We start from the raw sequence: 20,877 nt of genomic DNA, 5'->3' as shown, positions 1-20,877 counted from the left end.
TCAGCACTGGACATTCGGGCATCATACACTAGCCCATAGACTGCCCCACAGAATGGTAGTACGTCTAACGTCTGGTGTCTAACATCTAATGTGTCCAGTTCTGAAGAATGAATTGGGTCTGAATTGTTACGCAAAGGTAAAATCGGAGGCCCGAATGGCAAGCCGTAGTTAGGCGAATCGGTTAGCCGCTGTGCGTAAACCAACGGGCTTTTTTGCTTATACGGTAAAGATCGGTATACAGCCCAAACGAGCTCTTCATGAAGCTAACTACCCTCAGTCGCCTGCTACTCGCGTTCGTGTCGTTTATCGGGACCCACACAGGCCACGCACAGGTAAGCCCCTTCCCGCCGGGCCGCGTTCACCTGTACCTGCTCGCAGGGCAGTCGAACATGGCAGGCCGCGGGACCGTCGAAGCGGCTGATCGCCAAACGCATCCGCGCATCTGGGTGCTCGACAAAACAAATACCTGGGTACCGGCCGCCGATCCGCTTCACTTCGACAAGCCAGCGGTAGTGGGTGTGGGCCCCGGAATGGCCTTTGCGCGGGTCATGGCCGAAGCGGATACTAACGCCATCATTGCCCTAATTCCGGTGGCTGTGGGTGGATCGCCCATCGACAGCTGGCAACCGGGCGGGTTTCACGAGCAGACCCAAAGTCATCCGTACGACGACGCCCTTGCCCGCGCCCGAATCGCGCTCAAATCAGGAACGCTCCGGGGCATTCTGTGGCATCAGGGCGAAAGCGACGCCAAAGCCGAACTGGCTCCCGCGTATGCCGATAAGCTGAGTCAGCTGATTCGTCGTTTCCGTAATGACCTGAATGCAACCAACGTACCCGTCGTGGTAGGCACCCTCGGCGATTTTCACACGAGCAAAAACCCATACGCCGTGCAGATCAACAACGCCCTTCAACAGGTAGCCCGTCGGGAACCGCGAGTAACCTGCATCGAGTCTACGGGGCTTACGCACAAGGGCGATCAAACTCACTTCGACACACCCTCGGCCCGCGAGTTAGGCAAACGGTACGCCAGGGCGATGCAAATGGTGCTAAAAAGTAAATGAATAATGTAAAATGGATAATGAATAATTGGTTTAGCTGCCACCTCCATTATACATTTTACACTGTTCATTATACATAGAATCATCTCGATTGCTTATTTAGGAGACTGGGTTCACGGCATTCATCTCCGTTTCTTTATCCTTTTTAAGTAGTATTGACTTTTCACCCCGCCCTTCTAACCGGCTACGCAACCACCGGCTCATGGGTTTCTCGACCAGCCGATGTAGGGCGTAGGCCATCAAAAGCATCCCAACGGTGAGCCCCATCAGCAGTGGGTAGGGCTCTACCAGATGGCCCAGTCGCCCAAACAAAACATAGCCAATGTTGTGATGCAACAGGTAGAGCGGGTACGTGAGTGCCCCCGCTACGGCGAGCCCCGGAAATCGACCTAAATCAACTTTTCGGCGGGCAATGGCCCAGAAAATGAGGTAAAACCCCGTTATGGCTCCCCCAACTACCTCCGGCGAAAAGTACGTGTGAAAATAAGCTTGTTGCTCTTCGGCATACGCGAGGGCGTTGCGCAGCGCCATTACCCACGAAAACAACAACAGGGCGTAAAGTTGCCAAATCGGAGCGGGATGGTGCGGCAACCGACGTTGCGGCAACCGATGGTGCGCCATCCGATGCTGGGCTAACCGAAAAAAGAGCATACCCGCACAAAACAAGGGGCTGTACTTCGGAAACAGCAGGGTGTTGAGCGGAGCATCGGGGGCCGTGGTTTCCGACAGTACCCCGTAGGCCAGCCAGCATCCTATTAGTAAAGGCAACCGGGGCATCCCCCGCAACGCAATGAGCAAAACCACCAGTCCGTAGAACAGCATCTCGTAAGTAAGGGTCCAGTACACCCCGTCGATGTCGCGCTGCCCGAAAAAATACTGAAGCATTGTCAGATTGAACAGGTACTGCCGCCCATATACCTCCATGTACGGCGACGCAGGAAGGCCACCCTGATGCGGGCCACCCGGATGCGGGCCAAACACCTTCAGCACGACAAACGTAAGGGTACAGGCCACCCAGAACGCCGGGTACAGCCGCACTACGCGCGACACCACAAACTGCCGCACGGTTTTATGCTCCGCCGACATGAGTACGACAAAACCGCTGATGATAAAAAACAGCTCGACGCCCAGATAACCGTATTTCGCCACCGGTTCCAGGGCCGGGTACCGTACCGGATTCAGATGGTCGGCTGCATACCCCCGAAACGCAAAGTGAAAAAGGAGCACACTGAGGGCCGCTAGTAAACGTAGCAGATCGAGTTCGTAGTAACGGATAGGCTTGGCTTGTAGGTCCAATTTCATGGATGACAGTAACGAGTAGAGCGTATATCCCACACTGGTAGTGCAGGTAAAGACTTCTGAGTAATGACTGTCCCAAACCCGTTCGGGTCACATGAATCGGTTAGCCAGATGGCCGCCTTCAATATACACTTTTTAAGTTTTCACCTACATTCCAACGCATATTTTAACCTATTTTACATACATGAATGTTGTAGCGTTTGTCATTTGTACTGTAGTTTTGCCCCCTCAAGTACGCAGCCCGCCATTTTACAGCAGTCTCCATTCCATTCTTTTCATTAAGCAATGAATTGTTTTTGAGCTGCTTACCTAAACTGAAGTGTAAACAGACCCACAGCCAATCATCTGGTTGTCAGGCCTTTTTAATCAATTTAATCGATAGGTTAAATCCATTATGACAAAAACAAAGACCATAGCCTGTATCATTAAGCCGTACTTTGGCGTATTCTGTGATTTGCTTTGGGCATACGACAAGGGGGAGTTTAATCTGAGCCCCGATTTTAAGTGGATTTGGACGGTTGAACCCATTGAGCAGAACCAACGCGGATATGGAGTTTACCTGGGCTGGGGTTTTTGGGGTATATCATTTCTTTACCTACGTCGCAGACCCGGTGGGGGGCTGCTTCGTATGCCGTAGCATACACTGTACACCAAACTGCTGACAGTTTTTTGGCTACCAGACAGTTACGAAAAAACAAAAAAGCCGAGCGCCAGAAGCGTTCGGCTTTCCCATTTCCACACCATTTAAAAATGCAGTATAAATGTACTTAATTAATACATACAACAGCCCATTTTTAGAGCAAATAAGCTCAGAACAAGCTACTTAATAACCATTTTATCAATATCGACACCTAATACCTCAGTACTGATCATTGGGCTTCAGACACCAGATGTTAGACTTACTACTATTCTGTAGGGAGGTCTAACGTTTAGGAGCCAACATCTAATGTCCAGTACTAAGACTACTACGATTGCTCAGCTGCCTGATGATGGTTCAACCCGGCATCGGGACGCGGCAAAGCCACGGTGAATATCGTTGGCCGGCCCGCTTCAGAGCTAACCGTGACCTGCCCTCCGTGTACCCGTGCAATGCGTTCGACAAGCGACAGGCCGACGCCATACCCCCGCACATCGGCCGTTTGCCGACTCCGGTAGAACGGCTCAAAAATATACGGCAGATCAGAGGCCGGAATAGGCGTACCCGTATTCTGCACATCAATCTGAACCTGTTCGGGCTGAACCCGTACCCGTAGTAAAGCCCGGCGGTCGTCGGAGAATTTACAGGCGTTTTCGGTCAGATTTTTCAGGGCCGTGCGGAGCAGGGTCTTGTTGCCCTGTATGGTAAGCAGGTCTGGATCGTCGGGTAAATCCCCCCATTCGACCTGCACGCGATAGCCGGGTTGTAACGCATTGACCTGATCGCGCACGTCCCAAACAATCTCATCGATACGGATGCGGCCCGTGAGCAAACCGACCGTACCATCGCCACTCACCTGCGAGAGCTGAAGCAATTCACGGGTGAGGGCCGTCAGTTCGGTCACGTCTTCGAGCACCGACCGAATGGTTTTCTGATACGCATCGGGGTCACGCCGGTTGAGCAAACTTACTTCGAGCTGGGAGCTGATTTGGGTCAGGGGGTTTCTCAGTTCGTGGGAGACGTTGGCCACAAACATGCGCTGTACCCGAAACGACTCCCCCACCCGATCGAGCAAGCTATTAATGGTCATCGACAATCGGCTAATCTCGTCGCTTTCGGGACCAACCGGCAGACGCTCCTCCCGGTTGTGCGGAAAAATATGGCTCAGGGTCTGGTCCAGCCGTTGCATAGGCCGCAGGGCATCGCCCGCAAAGACCCAGCCCGCCAGGGTTGTAACGCCCACAATCAGGATAAACAAGCACAAGAGGGCCAGTAGCAACCGACTTAGGAAATCGTCGCCATCGGTATTTTGCGCACTCGCTATCACCACATACCCACCCGAATCGGTGGTGTAACGGCTCCCCGACAGGTAATAGATTCCCTGCCGGAAATCGGTTTGCTCGCCCACCCTGATCTTAGCCAGCGTCGTGGCCGGAATGGGTACCGTGAGGGCTTCGTTTGTCGTAAAAATGAGCGAATCACGGGCATCGAATACCATGATTTTTTGGCTGGGCAACTGATCTTTTCGGAGTCGCCCCAATTGCCGAATCAAGTCGGCATCGAGCCGGTGCCGGATAAGCATATCGCCCGTTGTACTCGCTTTTCGGTCGAGTCGCCGGTAAAAATCAGCCGAAATAAAAAACCAGCAGAAGGCGTAAATACTCACAAAAACCAGCAGCAAAATACTGGATACCAGCCCGGTAAAGCGTAGTGTCAACCGATTACGGATGGTCATCGCTGGTGAGAAGTTGGAAGGTATGAGTTAGCCTTAACGCTGTTAGATATCTGCCTTCTAAGCACATTCTAAGGATAAGTTAAGTCGTTTCTTAAAACTACAGCCTACTTTTCAGGTATTCTTTAAAGGGTTTGAGTAATCACTGGCCGCTTGCCAAAACTCTTACCTACTTACTCTCAACTCAACGGTGTATGCTTTTTTTGATCGGAATAGCCGCCCTCGGAGCCGTCGCGTACTTCACGAGCGCCTGGTTTGGATGCCAATCGTCGGGAATGGGGCCTTTGCCCCCGCACTATGCCTCATCAGTCGGCAACAACACCGACCAATCCCCCAATGACACCGACGGCTCCGTTCCCGAACCCAACGAACAACCTGTTTGTTAACCAGTTACAGGCGCAATTGCTTCGTTCATCTGCGTCAGCAAGGCCTCCACATCGCGTTGACGAGCCAGCCGATACCGGGCATTCGAGGCTCCCGACCCAACTTTGAGCGTGTAGGCCCAATTAGGCAACTGCCGAAACATATCCTCGTCGGTGGTATCGTCGCCGATGCTCACAATAAAATCGTACGGCTTTTGTTCCGCGATAGCGAGTGCCACCGTGCCTTTGCTATGGTGTGCAGGCTTCACCTCCACCACTTTACTTCCCTGAATCACCGCGAGCGGCACCAGGGCATTGGTCTCGCGTAAGCTTGCCGCCAACTCAACAGCCTGTGCTTCTACATCCTCAGCCTCGGCCATTCGATAATGCCACGCAATGGCGGTTTCTTTCTCCTCAACAAACGAGCCGGGAAACTGGTCGACGTAGGCCTGCATCTGCTCCCGGACGGTCTCCTGCCAGTCATCGGTCGAGAGGTCGAGCCGCTCCCAGGGGCTGTCGGGCTTTTTCAGAAATGCGCCGTGCTCAGCCACCAGATAAACCGGAATACCGGCAAATGTTTTCTCCAGAAAGACCCGGTTTCGGCCGCTGATTACCACCATATCGCTTTGTTCAGCCAGCCCATGCAACACGCCTTTGAGGGCATCGGACGGGCGGGCGTCGGCCGGGTTGTTGACAAGCGGGGCGAGTGTCCCGTCGAAATCAACGAGCATCAGCCGACGGCTTGCGTCGGCAAAGGCCGCCACAAACGAGGGCACCGAGAGGTCTGTTTCCAGTTCAACGGGGTTGTTCATCATCTCATCGAAGGCTTTCAGAAAATCATGACTCCAGCGGAACACACTGTAATTCTGCACGCGGTCCCGCATTTTTCGCATCCGCCCTTCCTGCTCGCGGGGCGTCATCACCAGGGCTTTGTGAATGGCATCGGCCACCTCCTGCGTATCGGTGGGGTTGATAATAAGGGCGTCGGGCAGCTCCTGCGCAGCCCCGGCCAGTTCGCTCAGGATCAGCACCCCCCGGCCGTCTTCCCGACTGGCCACAAACTCCTTGCAGACCAGATTCATGCCGTCGCGCAGAGGGGTAATCAGGGCCACATCACAGGCCGTGTACAGGGCCAGTAACTCGGTAAACGTGAGCGATGAATACAGGTACACCACCGGCCGCCAGCCAATCGACCCAAATAGGCCATTGATCCGGCCAACGGTTTCTTCGATTTCGCGCTTGATCTCCTGATACTGCGGGATGTTGTCGCGCGAAGGTACCACCGTCATCACAAACGTGACGGTATCGCGCCATTCGGGGTGCTGGTGCAGAAACCGCTCAAAACCCTGTAACCGGGAGGTAATGCCTTTGGTGTAATCGAGTCGATCGACGGAGAAAATCAGTTTCGGGTGCCGCAACAACGAAAGGTACCCGTGCCGCATGGCCACCACGGCATCTTCCTGCCCGCTATTGTTAAACTTCGCAAAGTCAACACTGATCGGGAAGTCGCGCACCACCGCCGACCGGTCGGGAAACACCACCCGATTGCCGATGATGGGCAGGGCCAGCACTTCCGACACACTTTGCAGAAAATGCTGCACGTAGTCGGGCGTGTGGAATCCGAGCACATCGGCCCCCAGCACGCCCTGAATGAGCTGTTGCCGCCAGGCACGGGGCAGTAACTTTACAATCTCATAGTTCGGAAACGGGATATGGAAGAAATAACCAATATGGGTGTCGGGCCGGGCCTCGCGCACCAGATTGGGCAACAGCATGAGCTGAAAATCGTGAATCCAGACAAGATCGCCCGGTTCGATCAGGGCCAGTACCTCATCCAGAAACCGGGCGTTGGCCTGCTGGTAACAGGTAAAGTCGCTTTCCCGAAACGATGCGTACGAGGGGAAATAGTGAAACAAAGGCCAGAGTAGATCGTTACTGAAACCCTCGTAAAAACCTTTATTCACGGCCTCATCGAGAAAAACCGGGTGCGCCACAAAGGTTTCGTTTTCAAACACCGCCGGGTCGACCGATTGCAGGGCCGGGTCGGCATGGCCTACCCAATGAATTTTGGAGGCCACGGGCGCACCGGGTTGCCCCAGTCGTTCGGCCATCGAGAGCACGGCCGACACCAGCCCGCCGGCATTCTGTTTGAGGGTGAGCCCCTCAGGGGTCTGATGAATCGTAAACGGGAGCCGATACGAAACAATAAGCAACCGGTTGAACGGCGTTTTAGATGTGGTCATACAAGTGACGCGTCTGAGCTGAACGCTGAGTGTGAATAGACAAATAACAACGAAGCCACTTAGAGTGGCCTTAACCAAATCTTAGAAATTCATTAGAAGTAGGCAAAGCGATTAGTTTTTGAAACATAAGGGCCACCTGCGGGTCTTTTTAAAAGACTCTCCGGGTCATTTCCCTCTGTTTTTCGTCCGTTGATCTTCCCCGTTCCCTCACTCGCGGGCGTCGGTTGGTCGACACGAAAAACGACGGGTTTACCGGCCCGAACCTTCCAAAAACAACCTCAACGTTATGCCGAACATCCCAAAAAACAGCCCTGCGAACGACCTCTGGTACAAAGACGCCATCATTTACGAACTGCACATTAAAGCCTTTTGCGATGGCAATGGCGACGGTATCGGCGACTTCGAAGGCCTGCTGACCAAACTCGATTACTTACAGGAATTGGGCGTGACCGCCATCTGGCTCTTGCCGTTTTACCCCTCTCCCCTGCGCGACGACGGCTACGACATTGCGGATTACTACCGCATAAACCCCTCTTACGGCACTATTGAGCAGTTTAAGACCCTGCTCCAGGAGGCCCACGAGCGCAACCTGAAGGTGATTACCGAACTCGTCATCAACCACACCTCTGATACACACCCCTGGTTTCAGCGCGCCCGCAACGCCCCCAAAGGCTCACCCGAACGCGATTATTACGTCTGGACCGACGACCCAACTCAGTACAGCGACGTCCGAATTATCTTTCAGGACTTCGAAAACTCCAACTGGACCTGGGATCATCAGGCGCAGCAATATTACTGGCACCGGTTTTTCCATCACCAGCCCGACCTCAATTATGACAACCCGCTGGTGCAGGAAGAGGTTTTTCGGGTTATCGACTACTGGTGTGAGCTGGGTGTGGATGGGTTCCGGCTCGACGCCGTGCCCTACCTCTACGAACGTGAAGGCACCAACGGCGAAAACCTGCCCGAAACCCATGAGTTTCTCAAAAAACTCCGTCGGCATATCGACGAGCATTACCCCGGTGTGGCGTTTCTGGCCGAGGCCAATATGTGGCCCGAAGATTCGGCTTCGTACTTCGGCAACGGCGACGAGTGCCACATGAACTACCATTTCCCGGTTATGCCCCGCATGTTTATGGCCCTGCAAATGGAAGACCGGTACCCCATTACCGACATTTTTGATCAGACACCGGCCATTCCCGACACCTGCCAGTGGGCTATATTTCTGCGGAATCACGACGAGCTGACCCTCGAAATGGTGACCGACGAAGAACGCGACTACATGTACCGAACATACGCCAAAGACCCCAAGGCGCGCATAAACCTCGGCATTAGGCACCGGTTGGCCCCACTCATGGACAACAACCGGAAAAAGATTGAACTGCTCAACAGTCTGCTGTTTTCGCTACCCGGCACACCCGTTATTTACTACGGTGACGAAATCGGAATGGGCGACAACGTGTACCTTGGCGACCGCGATGGGGTGCGTACACCCATGCAGTGGTCACCCGACCGTAACGCCGGCTTTTCGGCTGCTAATCCGCATAAGCTGTATCTGCCCACCATTCTCGACCCAGAGTACCATTACGAGTCGGTGAATGTGGAAACCGGGCGCCGGAATACTTCTTCGCTGTTCTGGTTCATGAAACGGATGATTGGGCTGCGTCGGCGGCACCCGGCCTTCGGGCGGGGCGACATGCAGTTTCTGGCCGTCGAAAACCCTAAAGTGCTTGCCTTTACCCGGTCGTATCAGGACGAAACCCTGCTGATTGTGGTCAACCTGTCGAAGTACGCGCAACCCGTGCACATTGACTTACAGGGTTTTGCGGGTTACGTACCGGTCGAAGCGTTTAGCCAGAACCCGTTTCCGGCCGTGGGCGACGACGAGCGGTATTTTTTCACCCTGGCCCCGCACGATTACGCCTGGTTCATTCTCGAAAAACCGGCCGTCGGCCCCGTCGATACGGCTACGTTGCCGCAGGTACAACTGGCCGAATGGAGCGAGCAGCTGAGTAGTGCCAACCGAACCGCGCTGGAACGGAGCGTGCTACCCGCTTACCTACACCGTGCCGACTGGCTTGGCGACCAGAAGACGGCCCTGCGGGAGGTACGTATTCCCACCCAGGTGGCGATTCCGACAACCGAGGGTCCGGCATGGCTTCTCTTGCTGGAGGTGACCTACGAGCGTGGCTTACCCGAGTGGTTTCAGCTGGTACTGGCGTTTGTGCCGACCGATAGGGCCGATAAACTAATGCGCAACTGCCCCCAGGCGGTGCTGGCAACGGCAGAGATAGGCACCCAACCGGGCGTTCTGGTCGATGGACTCTACCTGACCCATGTACAGCAGGCCCTGTTACAACCAATGACCGGGGAACAGGACAGCCCCGCATCTTTGTACTTCAGCGGCTTAGACACCTTGCGGGCCTACACCGCCGAAAACGCCAACCCGCGCCCTAAGCTCGAACGGGCAGGACCTCATGATACGACCATAAGCTACGACAACCGGTTTTTGCTGAAGCTGTACCGGAAAGTAGACCGTTCGGAGAACCCCGATGCCGAAATTGCCCGGTTCCTGGCCGAGGAGGCTCATTTTGGGCATGTGCCTACCCCACTCGGTACGTTTGGCCTGACGGTTGGCGGGGAACCCGTGCAGCTTGGGATGCTCGAGACCCAAACCGGCCGGTTTGGCAATGCCCGGCAGTACGTGCAGGATCGGGTGGGCAACGTAATTGAGCGGATTCTGGCCCGCGACCGAACCCGTGTGGACGAAGCTCTGGCAAAACCCCAAGCACCTCTGACGGAGGCTCCGACCTTCGATGGCCTCCCCGATGAAACCCAAATGCTGCTCGGCAGCCGGGGGGCCGAGCAAGTCCGATTACTGGCGATTCGTATCGGCGAGATGCACCTGGCCCTGGCCTCGGGCAACGGCCCCTCGTTTGCGCCCGAACCGTTTTCCCTGCATTACCAGCGTTCGTTGTTTTCGGGGATGCAGTCACTCGTACGCGAGAGTTTCGGGCGGCTGAACGGGCAACTTTCGCAGGTACCGCCTACCCTACAGCCCCTGGCCAGTCGGGTGCTGGGCGGAAAAAAAGAACTCCTGCAAACCCTCCGGCGTATTTACAGCCATAAACTGGATGCCCTCAAAATCCGAATTCATGGCGATTTACAACTGGAAAATATTTTGCTCACCGGCCGCGATATTGCTATCCGGGACTTCGGGGGCGACCCGGCCCGCAGTTACAGCGAGCGACGGCTCAAACGGTCGCCCCTGCGCGACGTGGCGGGCCTGATCCGGTCGTTTTACGACGTGGCTTACGAGGGGTTCCTGACCAGCAATCAACTGGCTCCCGATACCGCCGAGTCGATGCTACACCTTGCCGACACTTGGGCGTATTACATGAGTGGCTTTTTTCTCCGTGCCTACCTCGACACCGTACGGCCGGGGGCACTCATCCCGACCGACAAAGCTGATATTCAGCTCATGCTCGACACCTATTTGCTCGAAAAAGCCCTGATTGATTTAGGACAAAACCCCGAACAGGCGTGGGTACCCCTGCACCTGATAAGCAGCCTGCTGGCTCCCGAACCAGCCGCTGAACAGCCTATTTCCGACTAAGTAATACGTAAATGAACCATGTAAAATGTACAACGAACGATTGGTCTACCTACTGACAATCAGCCATTTCATTATACATTTTACATGATTCATCATACATTGAATGCTGCTTTACTTATTACCCAAACAAACTATGCAGTACGGCCGCATACTGGCGGTCGTACACATAGTCGCTGCGGTAGGTGCGGCTGGGCAGGTCGGTTGACAACGCTTCGGCTGCGGTAACCCGGTCGGTATCGGCCCGGCACAGAAACCGCTGCCCCGAGGGGCCGGTCAGGGTCGCGGGCGAGGCATCGCAGTCGACCAGCAGATAATACTGATGCCCGGTAACCTGCGCCAACTGATTGGCGGCCTCGCGCATGAGCTGTATTGTTTCGTCGGCATCAGGCAAAAACGGGAGACCATTGAGCCGGAGGGCATCCACATGGAAATCGCGCCACCAGAGCAGGGCATTTTCCAGGCAGTACCGTTGCAGGGCATCGGGATGCCCTACACCCAACGGCCGGTCACGGCTGCCGGTGCGCATGGCGGGCATTTTCCCCCAACCGCCAGCCAGCGTATGGTTCGATGGCCCGCCCAGAAAACTATAGTCCAGGTCCAGGCAAACGGCAATTCCCTCAAAATGGCAGACGTTAATAAACTGCTGCAACTGCCGGGGCGAGCCAAAAGCAGGCTGTACGGCGTATAAAAAAGCGGTATCGTCGGGCCGGTCGGGCGAGTGCAGGGCAGAAAGTGTCGGGTTTATAGCTACCGCATTAATGCCCTCCGTTTTGAGTCGCGCCACCCGGCCCGTAGCCGCAGCCAGCGTGCCCTCGCCGGTAAACGTGCGCAGGTCAAGTTCAGCAACGCAGTACTGTTCAAAGGGGTGATTCACCCAGCAGGTATCTTCCCAATAAAACTGCCCGGTATCGACCGCAAGCGACGGTCCGAAAGGCCCCTGCGGTTGGGCCAGTGATGCCGTATCAGGGTATTCGCGCTCGTCGTCGACCAGAATCAGGTATTCATCGCCGGGGCAAATGGCGTTTGTTTCGGTATGCCAGTAGCCATTCGGCTGGCGCGACAAGGGTACGGGTCCCAAACCGCCCACCACCAGCAGAGCCACCTGACGGGCACCGGGATGCCATACCGTAACGGCCGCCTGGCCCTCGGTGCTGAAGGTAACCCCCAGCGTGCGGTTGTGAATAAAAGTAGGGTCAGACATACGTTGAGTAGCCTCGGACTGCCCAGGTTGGGCCGACTGAGGATTGGTTGATCTAATCAAATAACGCCCGCGAGGCTTAGATGGGGCTTAATCAGACCTTAGAAATTCCTTAGAGGCCTGGTTTTATGCCTCTGTCAACCCCAAAACCGCCACTATTCATACAAATGCTCAATACTGGGTATGAGTAGAACCGCCAACCGGCTGCCATTTTGTTGACGCATTACCCAACCTGCGCATTTCTGCTCACCTATGTCTTGTAGTTATTTCTGGACCGTTCGGCTTCTGGCCGGCCTCCTGTTGCTGGCCACCAACGCCCGGAGCCAGCCCATGCCCTCCAAAAAGACGTTGCTGGCGACCATGACCCTCGCCAACGATTATTTCATGGCCAAATGGCCCGACGCGGGAAAAGAAACCGTTACGAATAAGGTCAGGCCGAGCAATATCTGGACCCGCGCCGTGTATTACGAAGGGTTGATGGCCCTTTACGGTGTCGACCGCCAAAAACGTTACTACGACTACGCCATTGAGTGGGGCACCAAACACAAATGGGGTATGCGCAGCGGTCCGCTGACCCGCAACGCCGACGATCAGTGCTGCGGCCAAACCTATCTCGACCTCTACGAACTCGACGGCCGTAAACATCCCGAGCGCATCGAAGCTATCAAGTCGAGCATCGATAACATGCTCAAAGCCGACAAAGCCGACGATTGGGACTGGATCGACGCGCTCCAGATGGCCATGCCGATTTTCGCCAAGATGGGAGTGCTCTACAATGAGCCCCGTTATTTTGAGAAAATGTACGATATGTACCGATTCACCCGCGACGTACATGGGGGCAAGGGTCTGTACAATCCCGCCGACCGGCTCTGGTGGCGCGATAAAGACTTTGTACCGCCCTACACCGAACCCAACGGACAAGACTGCTACTGGTCGCGGGGGAATGGCTGGATTGTAGCTGCGCTGGTACGGGTGCTCGACATCATGCCCAAAAACGCTCCGCACCGCGCCGAATACGAGAAAATGTATCTCGACATGATGGGGGCCCTGCTGCCGCTCCAACGGCCCGACGGGTTCTGGAACGTAAGTCTGCACGACCCTACCCACTTTGGTGGCCCCGAACTGACGGGCACGTCCCTGTTTGTGTATGGCATGGCCTGGGGCATCAATCACGGCTTGCTGAACCGCAAAACCTACGGACCCGCAGCGGTCAAAGCCTGGAACGCCATGACCAATACCTGCGTGCACCCAACAGGTTTTCTGGGCTACGTGCAGGGTACGGGCAAAGAACCTAAAGATGGGCAGCCCGTTACGTACACCAGCATGCCCGATTTTGAAGATTATGGCTTAGGCTGCTTCCTGCTGGCCGGCACGGAGTTGTATAAGGGGAAATAGGGAAAAAGGAGGAAAGGAGAAAGGGAGAACATAACACCAATACGTACTGAGTCAAAATCAATGGATAATGTACAGTACAAACGAATTGGCACGCAGATGAAACGGATTAAGCTAATTTTTGCGGATTGGTAATCGGCGCATATCGGCTCGATCCGCGTAATCCGCGTAATCCGCGTTCAATTGTCATCGATTGGCCAAATCAATCGCTTGATTGTCTATTCTACACTGTACATTATTCATTGTCCATTCACGTAACCATAAAACCGTAAACCAAAAACTACAAACTCACCACTATGACCCGGTTTCTACTGTTTTGCCTGTTGAGTTCTACGCTTGCCTTTGCCCAACCTGGCCCGGCACCGGGGCAAACCGCCAAACCTTGGACGTACTGGTGGTGGCTGGGTAGCGCGGCCAACGAGAAAGACATTACGGGTCAGCTCGAACAGTTTGCCAAAGCGGGCCTGGGCGGTGTACATATCATTCCGATTTACGGCGTGAAAGGAGCCGAGTCGGCGTTTATTCCGTTTTTGAGCAAACGCTGGCTCGACGTATTTGCCCATACCGTTCGCGAAGGAAAACGGCTGGGGCTGGGCGTCGACCTGACCACCGGCACCGGTTGGCCCTTTGGCGGGCCGGGCGTTTCGGAGGCCCACGCAGCCAAAGCCTGGAAACTAATCGACGGGAAACTGACCGCCGTGCCCACCCGCCAACAGGTGAAACGACCCGCACCGGGCGGAGCCGGACCCGTAATCGATTATTTCAGCCGGGCCGCTATCGACGCGTATCTGGTCCGTTTCGACTCGACGCTGAACAACCTGCCGCAGCGGCCCCGGGCTGTTTACAACGACTCGTACGAGGTATTTGGCGCTAACTGGTCCGACGATTTTCTGGCGCAGTTCCAGAAACGGCGCGGGTACGACTTGCAGAGTCAGCTGGCTGCTTTTCTGGACACCACCGGGACTGATGCCGGTATTCGGGTGCATCAGGATTACCATCAGACGCTTTCCGAACTGCTGCACGACGGCTTTACCCGCCAATGGACCGATTGGGCCCGTCGGCAAAAATACCTCACCCGGCATCAGGCCCACGGTTCGCCGGGCAACCTGATCGACCTCTACACCCTGGCCGACATTCCCGAAACTGAATCGTTTGGGTCAAGCCGGTTCCCGATTCCGGGGCTCCGGGTCGATGCGAATTACGAAGTAGATCGATTTGGGACACCTAACCCGCTGGCCATGAAACTGGCCTCGTCGGCCGCGCATCTGGCGGGCAAAAAGCTGGTCAGTTCCGAAACGGGCACCTGGCTTGCCAACCATTTTCAGGTTTCGCTCTCGCAGCTCAAACCGCAGATCGACGAGCTGTTTGCATCGGGTATCAACCACGTTTTTTACCACGGTATCCCCTACTCGCCCCCGTCTGAACCCTGGCCGGGCTGGCTGTTTTATGCCTCTACCCATTATGGTCCGCAGTCGCATTTCTGGCCCCACCTCCCTCAACTCAACAGGTACGTAGAGCGGTGTCAGTCACGCCTGCAAGCAAGCAAACCCGACCCTGATGTGCTCGTTTATTTCCCCATTCATGACCTGTGGGCTACGCGGGCGCGGTCGGGCGGGGGCATCCATCAGCTGGAGGTTCACCACGTTGAACGCTGGCTCCTGCCTCAGGCCGTTGGGCAGCTGGGTGAGCAATTGCTTCGGCGGGGATTTGCCTATGATTTCATCTCCGACGAATGGCTCAAGCAGTTAACGGTAAGCCCTGATGGCGTTCGGACACCGGCTGGCACCACGTACCAGGCCATTGTGATTCCACGTACCACCTACTTCCCTGAGAGCACGCTTCGGCAACTGGCCAATCTGGCCCGACAAGGGGCTCGCATTGTGTTTGAGGGGGCTGTACCAACTACAGCATCGGGCTTTTTTGAGCACGACAAACGGTCGGCCGAGGTAAGACAGTTGGGCGCACAAGTGAGCAAGCTACCTTCTGTACGGGTGAGTAATGATGTGTTCCAAACGTTGCGCCAACAGGGTGTCCGGGCCGAAAGCTGGGCCGAACAGGGACTGTCATTTTTACGCAAACGGCGGGCTGATGGCACCGTTTTGTATTTCATTACGAACCTCGGCAATACCTTCCGGCCCGGCTGGATAACGCCCGCAGTCACCGGCTCGGTTCGGCGGTACAACCCGCTCACCGACCAAACCGAACCGGTAGCAGTGCGGGCAGGCCGTGCGGGGCAGGCCGAACTGTTTCTGGCCCTTGAACCGGGTCAATCGTGTTTTCTGGAGATTTCGCCCGGCCGGGCGGTTACCCGGCAATCGGCCACAGCCGTGCGGGCCGACGGTGCGGCTGTGCTTGAGCTAGCTACCCCCTGGCAGTTTCGGTTCGGAGCGGGTCGGCCGTCGCTAAGCGGGTCGGCTACGTTGCCAAAGCTCGTTTCCTGGACAAGCACCACCGACTCGGCAGGATATTTTTGGGGTACGGGCCTGTACCAAACCACCTTCGATTTACCGACCGGGGCCGCAACTAACACTATCTACGAACTCGACCTGGGCGATGTGCGGGAGGTAGCCGAGGTACGGCTCAACGGGCAACCACTGGGCACCGCCTGGTGTCTGCCGTTTCGGCTCAGCATTCAGGCAAACCGGCTCAAATCAAGGGGGAATACGCTGGAAGTAGCCGTTACCAACCTGTCGGCCAATTACATGCGGCTGTTCGACAAGCAGCATCCGGGCAACCAACCACCCGGCTGGAAGAAATTTTACGACATCAACATTGTCGATATTCAGTATCGGCCCTTCGATGCTACGCGCTGGGAGGCTCAGCCTTCGGGCTTGTTGGGGCCAGTCAGGCTACTCGCCCAAACACCGGTTGAGGGCTCGAGGTAAATCCATTTCCCATAATTCGCGGGCAACAAAAAACATGAGTCACCCCAGATTGAGGTCTGGTTGTTTGTGACTCAACACCCCGTTTTGATGCTCCATTAGGGGCGTAACATCGGCAGCCAGCCCGGAAACAAATTCACTGGCAAAGTCCCGAAGGGGCGTAACCATGTCCGCAGTTACGCTCCTTCGGGGCAAAAATCTCAGCGTTCGCGTTTTATCAAAACTCCCAGCGGTAATTCAGGATAGGCAGCAAACCAAGCTGAAACTTCTCGACTACTTTGCGCTGAACGGCATCGTAGTAACTGTACGCCCGGTTTTTAGCCCCGGTTACGTTCATCAGGTCGAGCGAAAGGGTGCGGCTGTACCGGGCCCGATTCTTTTTCCAGTACACCCGCAAATCGGCGCGGAAGTAATCGGGCAGCTGCACACTAAAATCAGATCCGGCGTAGACGGTAGCCCCCGCCTGCCGAGAAGCCTCAACCTTGATGGGCCGATCGCGGAAACCACCTAATTGCGTTACCCGTCCGTTGAAACCCCAAATGCGGGTGTACGTATTGCGTTGAGTCACGTACTCCTTGCCCCCGGTCAGATTGATGGCGTGCCGACCATTGAAGCGAGTATCGCGCCAAACACCATCCAGTGCCTGGTACCGTGAATCGTACAGTGAGCCACTCACAAGCAGGTAGTAATTCTTCACGAGCAATTTCTGGTACGTCAATTCGAGACCCGCATTACGGCCTTTACCCTTGTTCACCAACGGCTCAGGGCGTTCGGCCAATTCGTTGATATCAATCAGATTAAGTACCGAATACCCAACGGGCACCCCGCCCACCAACCGGCTCGAAACGGGCACGTTGAACAGACTTTGGTAATATGCTTCGGTCCGCACCGACGACGATTCGTCGATCTGGAACGTGTGCCCCAACACCAGATGATGCGACCGGGTCAGCCCCACGCCCAGATTCCGAAACGACTCGCCACTTCCCCGCAGGGCTTCTGTCAGATACGTCACCGGCTGCTGAGTCTGACTATGCAGTCCGTAAGCGAGCGTAAACGCATGCCGCTCAACGGGTTGCCAGCGCACCGAAGCACGGGGTTCCAGAGCAACACTCTTTTTGTTGACTGTGAACAGATTACCGTGTACCCCTACGTTGAGGGTCAGTTTTTCGGAGGGCGTCCAGATATAGTTGGCGTAGGGCTGCACAAGCCACGACCACAGGATGCCTTCCTGCACCCGACCCGACCGGGGGAAGCCCAGCGGAGCCCGGTCGCGCCAGACACCCACCGACCCATACCAGCGCGTCAGATAAAGACCTAGTTGGAGCCGCCGATCGTCGCGCAGGCGGTAGTTAAACTGGTTGTGGAGCGTAGCGCGGGCATTGGTGCTGCGGTCGTACTGAAAGGGGTTGCCTACAGGCAGGGTGCCCGTTAATGAACCGGGGGACTGATCGCGGTCGTTCTTATTGGCCGAGGCTACGGCCGACAATCGCCATTGCCAACGCCCGCCCAGCATCTGCGTGTAGGTAAGGCCACCCGCGCTCATCCATGAATCGAAACGGATCGAGAACCGATCTTTATCTTCCTCACGGAGCGAATCGGCCTTGGCCGTGAAATCGTTACTGCTTTTGCCCATCACACCGAACAGGGTGAGCTTACCCCGGCGGGTAGGTAGGGCGAGGTTCACCGACAAATCGCCGAATCGGATGTCTTCTCCGCCAAATGAAACACCCATAAGCCCCAGTAAGCCTGTAAAGGAGTACCGGAGATTGACAAGGTAAGAAGCACCCGTGCGTCGGTTCAACGGACCCTCAGCGGCCATATCGAGGCCAATAACACCCACCTGTGCGGTGTACTCGTGTTTCTGATTGTTACCTTCCCGGAATCGCATGTCCATAATCCCCCCCAGCGCGTTGCCGTACTCGGGCGTGAAGGCACCCGACAGAAACCGGGTTGAGTTGAGCAACTGCGCACTGAGCAGGTTCACCCCGCCACCCGATGGCAGGGGGCGGTCGCCAATTGTGCCGGCGTTGCTCAGATGATTCGGATTCACAATTTCGACCCCTTCGAGCCGCCAGACCAACCCGCTTGGGGCATTACCCCGCACCGACAGGTTATTGGCCTGATCGTTGGTATTGATGACCCCGGCATAAGCCGTTGCGAGCCGGGCCGGGTCGAGGTACGTAGCCGGAAACCGCAACACCTGCTCCGGCGTAATGGTCTGCACACTGCCCAGAACATTGTCGGGACGGCGGCCTTTCACAACCGTTTCGACGAGGGTCTCGGCTCCGGCCCGCAGCTGTACGTCGATAACCTGTTCCTTACCCGATTCGAGCAGGATTTCAGTGATTACCTGGGTTTCGTAGCCCAGGAAGCGGGCCACCAGCTGATAGCGGCCTACCGGCACGCGACCAAACGAAAACGCCCCGTTGCGGTCGGCAGTAGCACCGTACACCTGCAACGCATCTTCGAGTTGGAGCGTCGCGTTGGGCAGAGGCTTGTCGGTATCGGCATCGAAAACCGTGCCCCGGATAATTTGTGAAGAAGCAGGAGCAGCTGAGTAATTAACCTGTGCAGAGGCCGCAGAAGTCAGTAGACAAAGGCAAACGAATCGGTAAAAAAAAGACATACAACGGTGGGTTAGGCATTCCTAAACATATTAGCCGGTTCGTCGTTAAGTAGGCAGCTAACCGCTACCCGGTCAGGCTGGTAACGCAATGATCCTGACACCCTTCGAAATAGACTTATACCGGCACCTATCGCCCTTCTTCACCGCTCAGGGGTTTACCCTGATGGCAGAGAAAAAACAATACCGCAAAACTACGGCAACCGGCTTTCAAAATGTTATTCTGTCGCCCGCTTTTTATGGCGACGAAACCTGGCTGGAAGTAAACCTGGGCACTCGAAATGAACAGATTGAGCAAATCGGGCAACAATTTTTAAACAACCTCCCCGATTTCCGGCCCGATGCAAACACCCTTATTTTGTCGATTGGAAAGTTGCAGGGGCTCCCGTATTTCCGGTACAAAATTGCCTCCGACGCCCAACTGGCCGACACCTGCCGTACAATCGAGGCCTTCATGACTGAGTCGGGTTTTTCGTTTCTGCAATCGGCCGAGAGCCTTAGTGGTATCGACACGCTGCTCAACGAATCGCCGGGGCAACCGAGCCGGTATGTGTACAACCAGACCCACCGTTGCTACAAAGCGATTATTGCTGCCCGACTCACGAACAACCCCCATTTCGACGGGCTCATCGACCGGTACCGTCATCAATTGAACGTGCAAACCCGCAACCCCTATGAGCAACTTAACTTCGAGCGGCTGGTTGCCTTTTTATTGCACTATTCAATGAACTAACTATCCTCAACCACCAATATATCAGACGGTTACCGGATCAACCATTTTAGTTTTAGCATTTTTTAACATTTTTTTCGTCCGCACGGTCCAGAAGGTTTTTAATCTCTATCTGACTGAGGGCGACTGTTTTATCTATTAAAAGGATAGATTATTTAAACATAGCCTTCTTTCATATAAAGTATCTACTTACAATCGATTCATAATCAATAAACTAATCCGTTACGCGCCAGCGTTACTTCTCTATCACCAAGTAGTTTTATGTTTTGCTCAAACGAGTTGGAATCTCCTTTTTCTTTGCGCTTGTTCGTCCAGCCGTGATGGCTGCGGTAAAAATCAATCCTCTTTCTGTAGCGCCAAAATTGATCAATCACAGTCAGCCGGTTGTTCTGTCAACGGACATGAACACGCTGATGACGGCTCCCGCTGAGGCCGAACTGCCTCTGCTGGATGTAAACTTTTGCGGAGAAGATATGCCCCTCGATCAGGAGGTGGTTATCAGCCGCTGGAAGCACGTATTCACAACGTTTCGCCCCCAATCCAGGCAAATAAGCGACCTCCGCCGACGAGCCGATTCGGTGTTCCCGATCGTTGATGAGATATTGGATAAGTACGATATTCCGCCCGATTTCCGGTATGTACCCTTAGCCGAAAGTGGTCTGAACCCCAAGGCGGTATCGCCGAAAGGGGCCGGTGGATACTGGCAACTGATGCCCGCTACAGCCCGTGAGCTTGGCCTGAAAGTTGGCGGTAAAAACGATGAGCGGTTTCATGTTAGGAAGGCAACCGAGGCCGCTTGCCGGTACCTCCGTAAGCTGTACGATCAGCTGGGGTCGTGGTCGCTCGTAGCGGCTGCCTACAATGTAGGGCCGGGCTATATTAAAAGTCAGTTGAAACGACAGCCTAATTTAGATTATTACAAGATGAAGCTCCCCCGCGAGACTCGCTATTATTTGTACCGGGTGTTGTTGTATAAGGAGTTATTTTCGCGCCCTAACGACTATTCATCCTACCTGAACCCGGCACCGCTCACCACATTTCGGCTTACGCCCGGCGTATTTAGCCAGCAAGCGGCCTAGGTTTATGAGCTCAGGCCAAAAAATGG

At 55.2% G+C, this 20,877-nt stretch carries 13 protein-coding genes; 7 read left to right on the top strand and 6 right to left on the bottom strand.

Translation table 11 applies throughout. The features are described from left to right. Positions 1-257 precede the first annotated feature (257 nt). Positions 258-1,061, top strand: coding sequence for a sialate O-acetylesterase (locus RUDLU_RS0101625; protein ID WP_019986596.1), 804 nt, complete (start codon positions 258-260; stop codon positions 1,059-1,061). 96 nt (positions 1,062-1,157) lie between these two features. Here RUDLU_RS0101625 and RUDLU_RS0101620 read toward each other — a convergent pair whose 3' ends face one another. Both RUDLU_RS0101620 and RUDLU_RS0101610 read right to left on the bottom strand, forming a co-directional pair. Continuing rightward, positions 1,158-2,360 carry an acyltransferase family protein gene (locus RUDLU_RS0101620; RefSeq protein WP_019986595.1) on the bottom strand — a complete coding sequence of 401 codons (1,203 nt, stop codon included), beginning with the start codon at positions 2,358-2,360 and terminating at the stop codon, positions 1,158-1,160. 962 nt (positions 2,361-3,322) lie between these two features. Continuing rightward, on the bottom strand, positions 3,323-4,729 hold the full coding sequence (locus RUDLU_RS0101610; RefSeq protein WP_019986593.1) for a sensor histidine kinase: 1,407 nt from the start codon (positions 4,727-4,729) through the stop codon (positions 3,323-3,325). A gap of 191 nt (positions 4,730-4,920) precedes the next feature. Between RUDLU_RS0101610 and RUDLU_RS29560 the strand changes: the two genes are divergently transcribed. Then, a complete protein-coding gene (locus tag RUDLU_RS29560) occupies positions 4,921-5,112 on the top strand; it encodes a hypothetical protein (RefSeq protein ID WP_157580067.1) in 192 nt (63 codons plus the stop codon). On the opposite strand, the gene RUDLU_RS0101605 is transcribed toward RUDLU_RS29560, so the two are convergent. After that, entirely contained in the window at positions 5,109-7,331 is a 2,223-nt protein-coding gene (locus RUDLU_RS0101605) for a bifunctional alpha,alpha-trehalose-phosphate synthase (UDP-forming)/trehalose-phosphatase (protein ID WP_019986592.1), read from the bottom strand. The two genes, RUDLU_RS29560 and RUDLU_RS0101605, sit on opposite strands and share 4 nt — an antisense overlap. A 286-nt stretch (positions 7,332-7,617) precedes the next feature. Here RUDLU_RS0101605 and treS point away from each other — a divergent pair, with 286 nt between their 5' ends. After that, complete coding sequence (gene treS, locus RUDLU_RS0101600) at positions 7,618-10,947, top strand: maltose alpha-D-glucosyltransferase (RefSeq protein WP_019986591.1); 3,330 nt, start codon at positions 7,618-7,620, stop codon at positions 10,945-10,947. A 118-nt stretch (positions 10,948-11,065) separates the two neighbouring features. On the opposite strand, the gene RUDLU_RS26775 is transcribed toward treS, so the two are convergent. Further along, complete coding sequence (locus tag RUDLU_RS26775; RefSeq protein WP_019986590.1) at positions 11,066-12,148, bottom strand: hypothetical protein; 1,083 nt, start codon at positions 12,146-12,148, stop codon at positions 11,066-11,068. Between the two features lie 249 nt (positions 12,149-12,397). Between RUDLU_RS26775 and RUDLU_RS0101590 the strand changes: the two genes are divergently transcribed. Both RUDLU_RS0101590 and RUDLU_RS0101585 read left to right on the top strand, forming a co-directional pair. Continuing rightward, on the top strand, positions 12,398-13,540 hold the full coding sequence (locus tag RUDLU_RS0101590) for a glycoside hydrolase family 88/105 protein (protein WP_019986589.1): 1,143 nt from the start codon (positions 12,398-12,400) through the stop codon (positions 13,538-13,540). Between the two features lie 293 nt (positions 13,541-13,833). Then, a complete protein-coding gene (locus RUDLU_RS0101585) occupies positions 13,834-16,422 on the top strand; it encodes a glycosyl hydrolase (RefSeq protein ID WP_019986588.1) in 2,589 nt (862 codons plus the stop codon). 214 nt (positions 16,423-16,636) lie between these two features. Here the strand turns inward: RUDLU_RS0101585 and RUDLU_RS0101580 are convergent, their stop codons facing one another. Beyond that, positions 16,637-19,045 carry a TonB-dependent receptor gene (locus tag RUDLU_RS0101580; protein WP_019986587.1) on the bottom strand — a complete coding sequence of 803 codons (2,409 nt, stop codon included), beginning with the start codon at positions 19,043-19,045 and terminating at the stop codon, positions 16,637-16,639. Positions 19,046-19,133: 88 nt separating this feature from the next. Here RUDLU_RS0101580 and RUDLU_RS0101575 point away from each other — a divergent pair, with 88 nt between their 5' ends. Further along, on the top strand, positions 19,134-19,775 hold the full coding sequence (locus tag RUDLU_RS0101575) for a hypothetical protein (RefSeq protein ID WP_019986586.1): 642 nt from the start codon (positions 19,134-19,136) through the stop codon (positions 19,773-19,775). Positions 19,776-19,978: 203 nt separating this feature from the next. On the opposite strand, the gene RUDLU_RS29975 is transcribed toward RUDLU_RS0101575, so the two are convergent. After that, positions 19,979-20,146 carry a hypothetical protein gene (locus RUDLU_RS29975; protein ID WP_169578016.1) on the bottom strand — a complete coding sequence of 56 codons (168 nt, stop codon included), beginning with the start codon at positions 20,144-20,146 and terminating at the stop codon, positions 19,979-19,981. Between the two features lie 27 nt (positions 20,147-20,173). Here RUDLU_RS29975 and RUDLU_RS26770 point away from each other — a divergent pair, with 27 nt between their 5' ends. Beyond that, positions 20,174-20,851, top strand: a complete 678-nt coding sequence (locus tag RUDLU_RS26770; RefSeq protein WP_019986585.1) for a lytic transglycosylase domain-containing protein — start codon at positions 20,174-20,176, stop codon at positions 20,849-20,851. The last annotated feature ends 26 nt before the right edge of the window (positions 20,852-20,877 follow it).

Source organism: Rudanella lutea DSM 19387 (assembly GCF_000383955.1).
GTDB classification, from domain to species: Bacteria; Bacteroidota; Bacteroidia; order Cytophagales; family Spirosomataceae; genus Rudanella; species Rudanella lutea.
Note: the sequence above shows the minus strand (reverse complement) of the source record. Positions and strands in the feature narration are given on the sequence as shown.

Coding starts and splice junctions, on each gene's coding strand:
- RUDLU_RS0101610 (WP_019986593.1), bottom strand. CDS start 4,729: ATGACCATCCGTAATCGGTTGACACTACGCTTTACCGGGCTGGTATCC.
- RUDLU_RS0101580 (WP_019986587.1), bottom strand. CDS start 19,045: ATGTCTTTTTTTTACCGATTCGTTTGCCTTTGTCTACTGACTTCTGCG.
- RUDLU_RS0101585 (WP_019986588.1), top strand. CDS start 13,834: ATGACCCGGTTTCTACTGTTTTGCCTGTTGAGTTCTACGCTTGCCTTT.
- RUDLU_RS0101620 (WP_019986595.1), bottom strand. CDS start 2,360: ATGAAATTGGACCTACAAGCCAAGCCTATCCGTTACTACGAACTCGAT.
- RUDLU_RS26775 (WP_019986590.1), bottom strand. CDS start 12,148: ATGTCTGACCCTACTTTTATTCACAACCGCACGCTGGGGGTTACCTTC.
- RUDLU_RS29560 (WP_157580067.1), top strand. CDS start 4,921: ATGCTTTTTTTGATCGGAATAGCCGCCCTCGGAGCCGTCGCGTACTTC.
- RUDLU_RS0101625 (WP_019986596.1), top strand. CDS start 258: ATGAAGCTAACTACCCTCAGTCGCCTGCTACTCGCGTTCGTGTCGTTT.
- treS (WP_019986591.1), top strand. CDS start 7,618: ATGCCGAACATCCCAAAAAACAGCCCTGCGAACGACCTCTGGTACAAA.
- RUDLU_RS0101575 (WP_019986586.1), top strand. CDS start 19,134: ATGATCCTGACACCCTTCGAAATAGACTTATACCGGCACCTATCGCCC.
- RUDLU_RS0101590 (WP_019986589.1), top strand. CDS start 12,398: ATGTCTTGTAGTTATTTCTGGACCGTTCGGCTTCTGGCCGGCCTCCTG.
- RUDLU_RS26770 (WP_019986585.1), top strand. CDS start 20,174: ATGAACACGCTGATGACGGCTCCCGCTGAGGCCGAACTGCCTCTGCTG.
- RUDLU_RS0101605 (WP_019986592.1), bottom strand. CDS start 7,331: ATGACCACATCTAAAACGCCGTTCAACCGGTTGCTTATTGTTTCGTAT.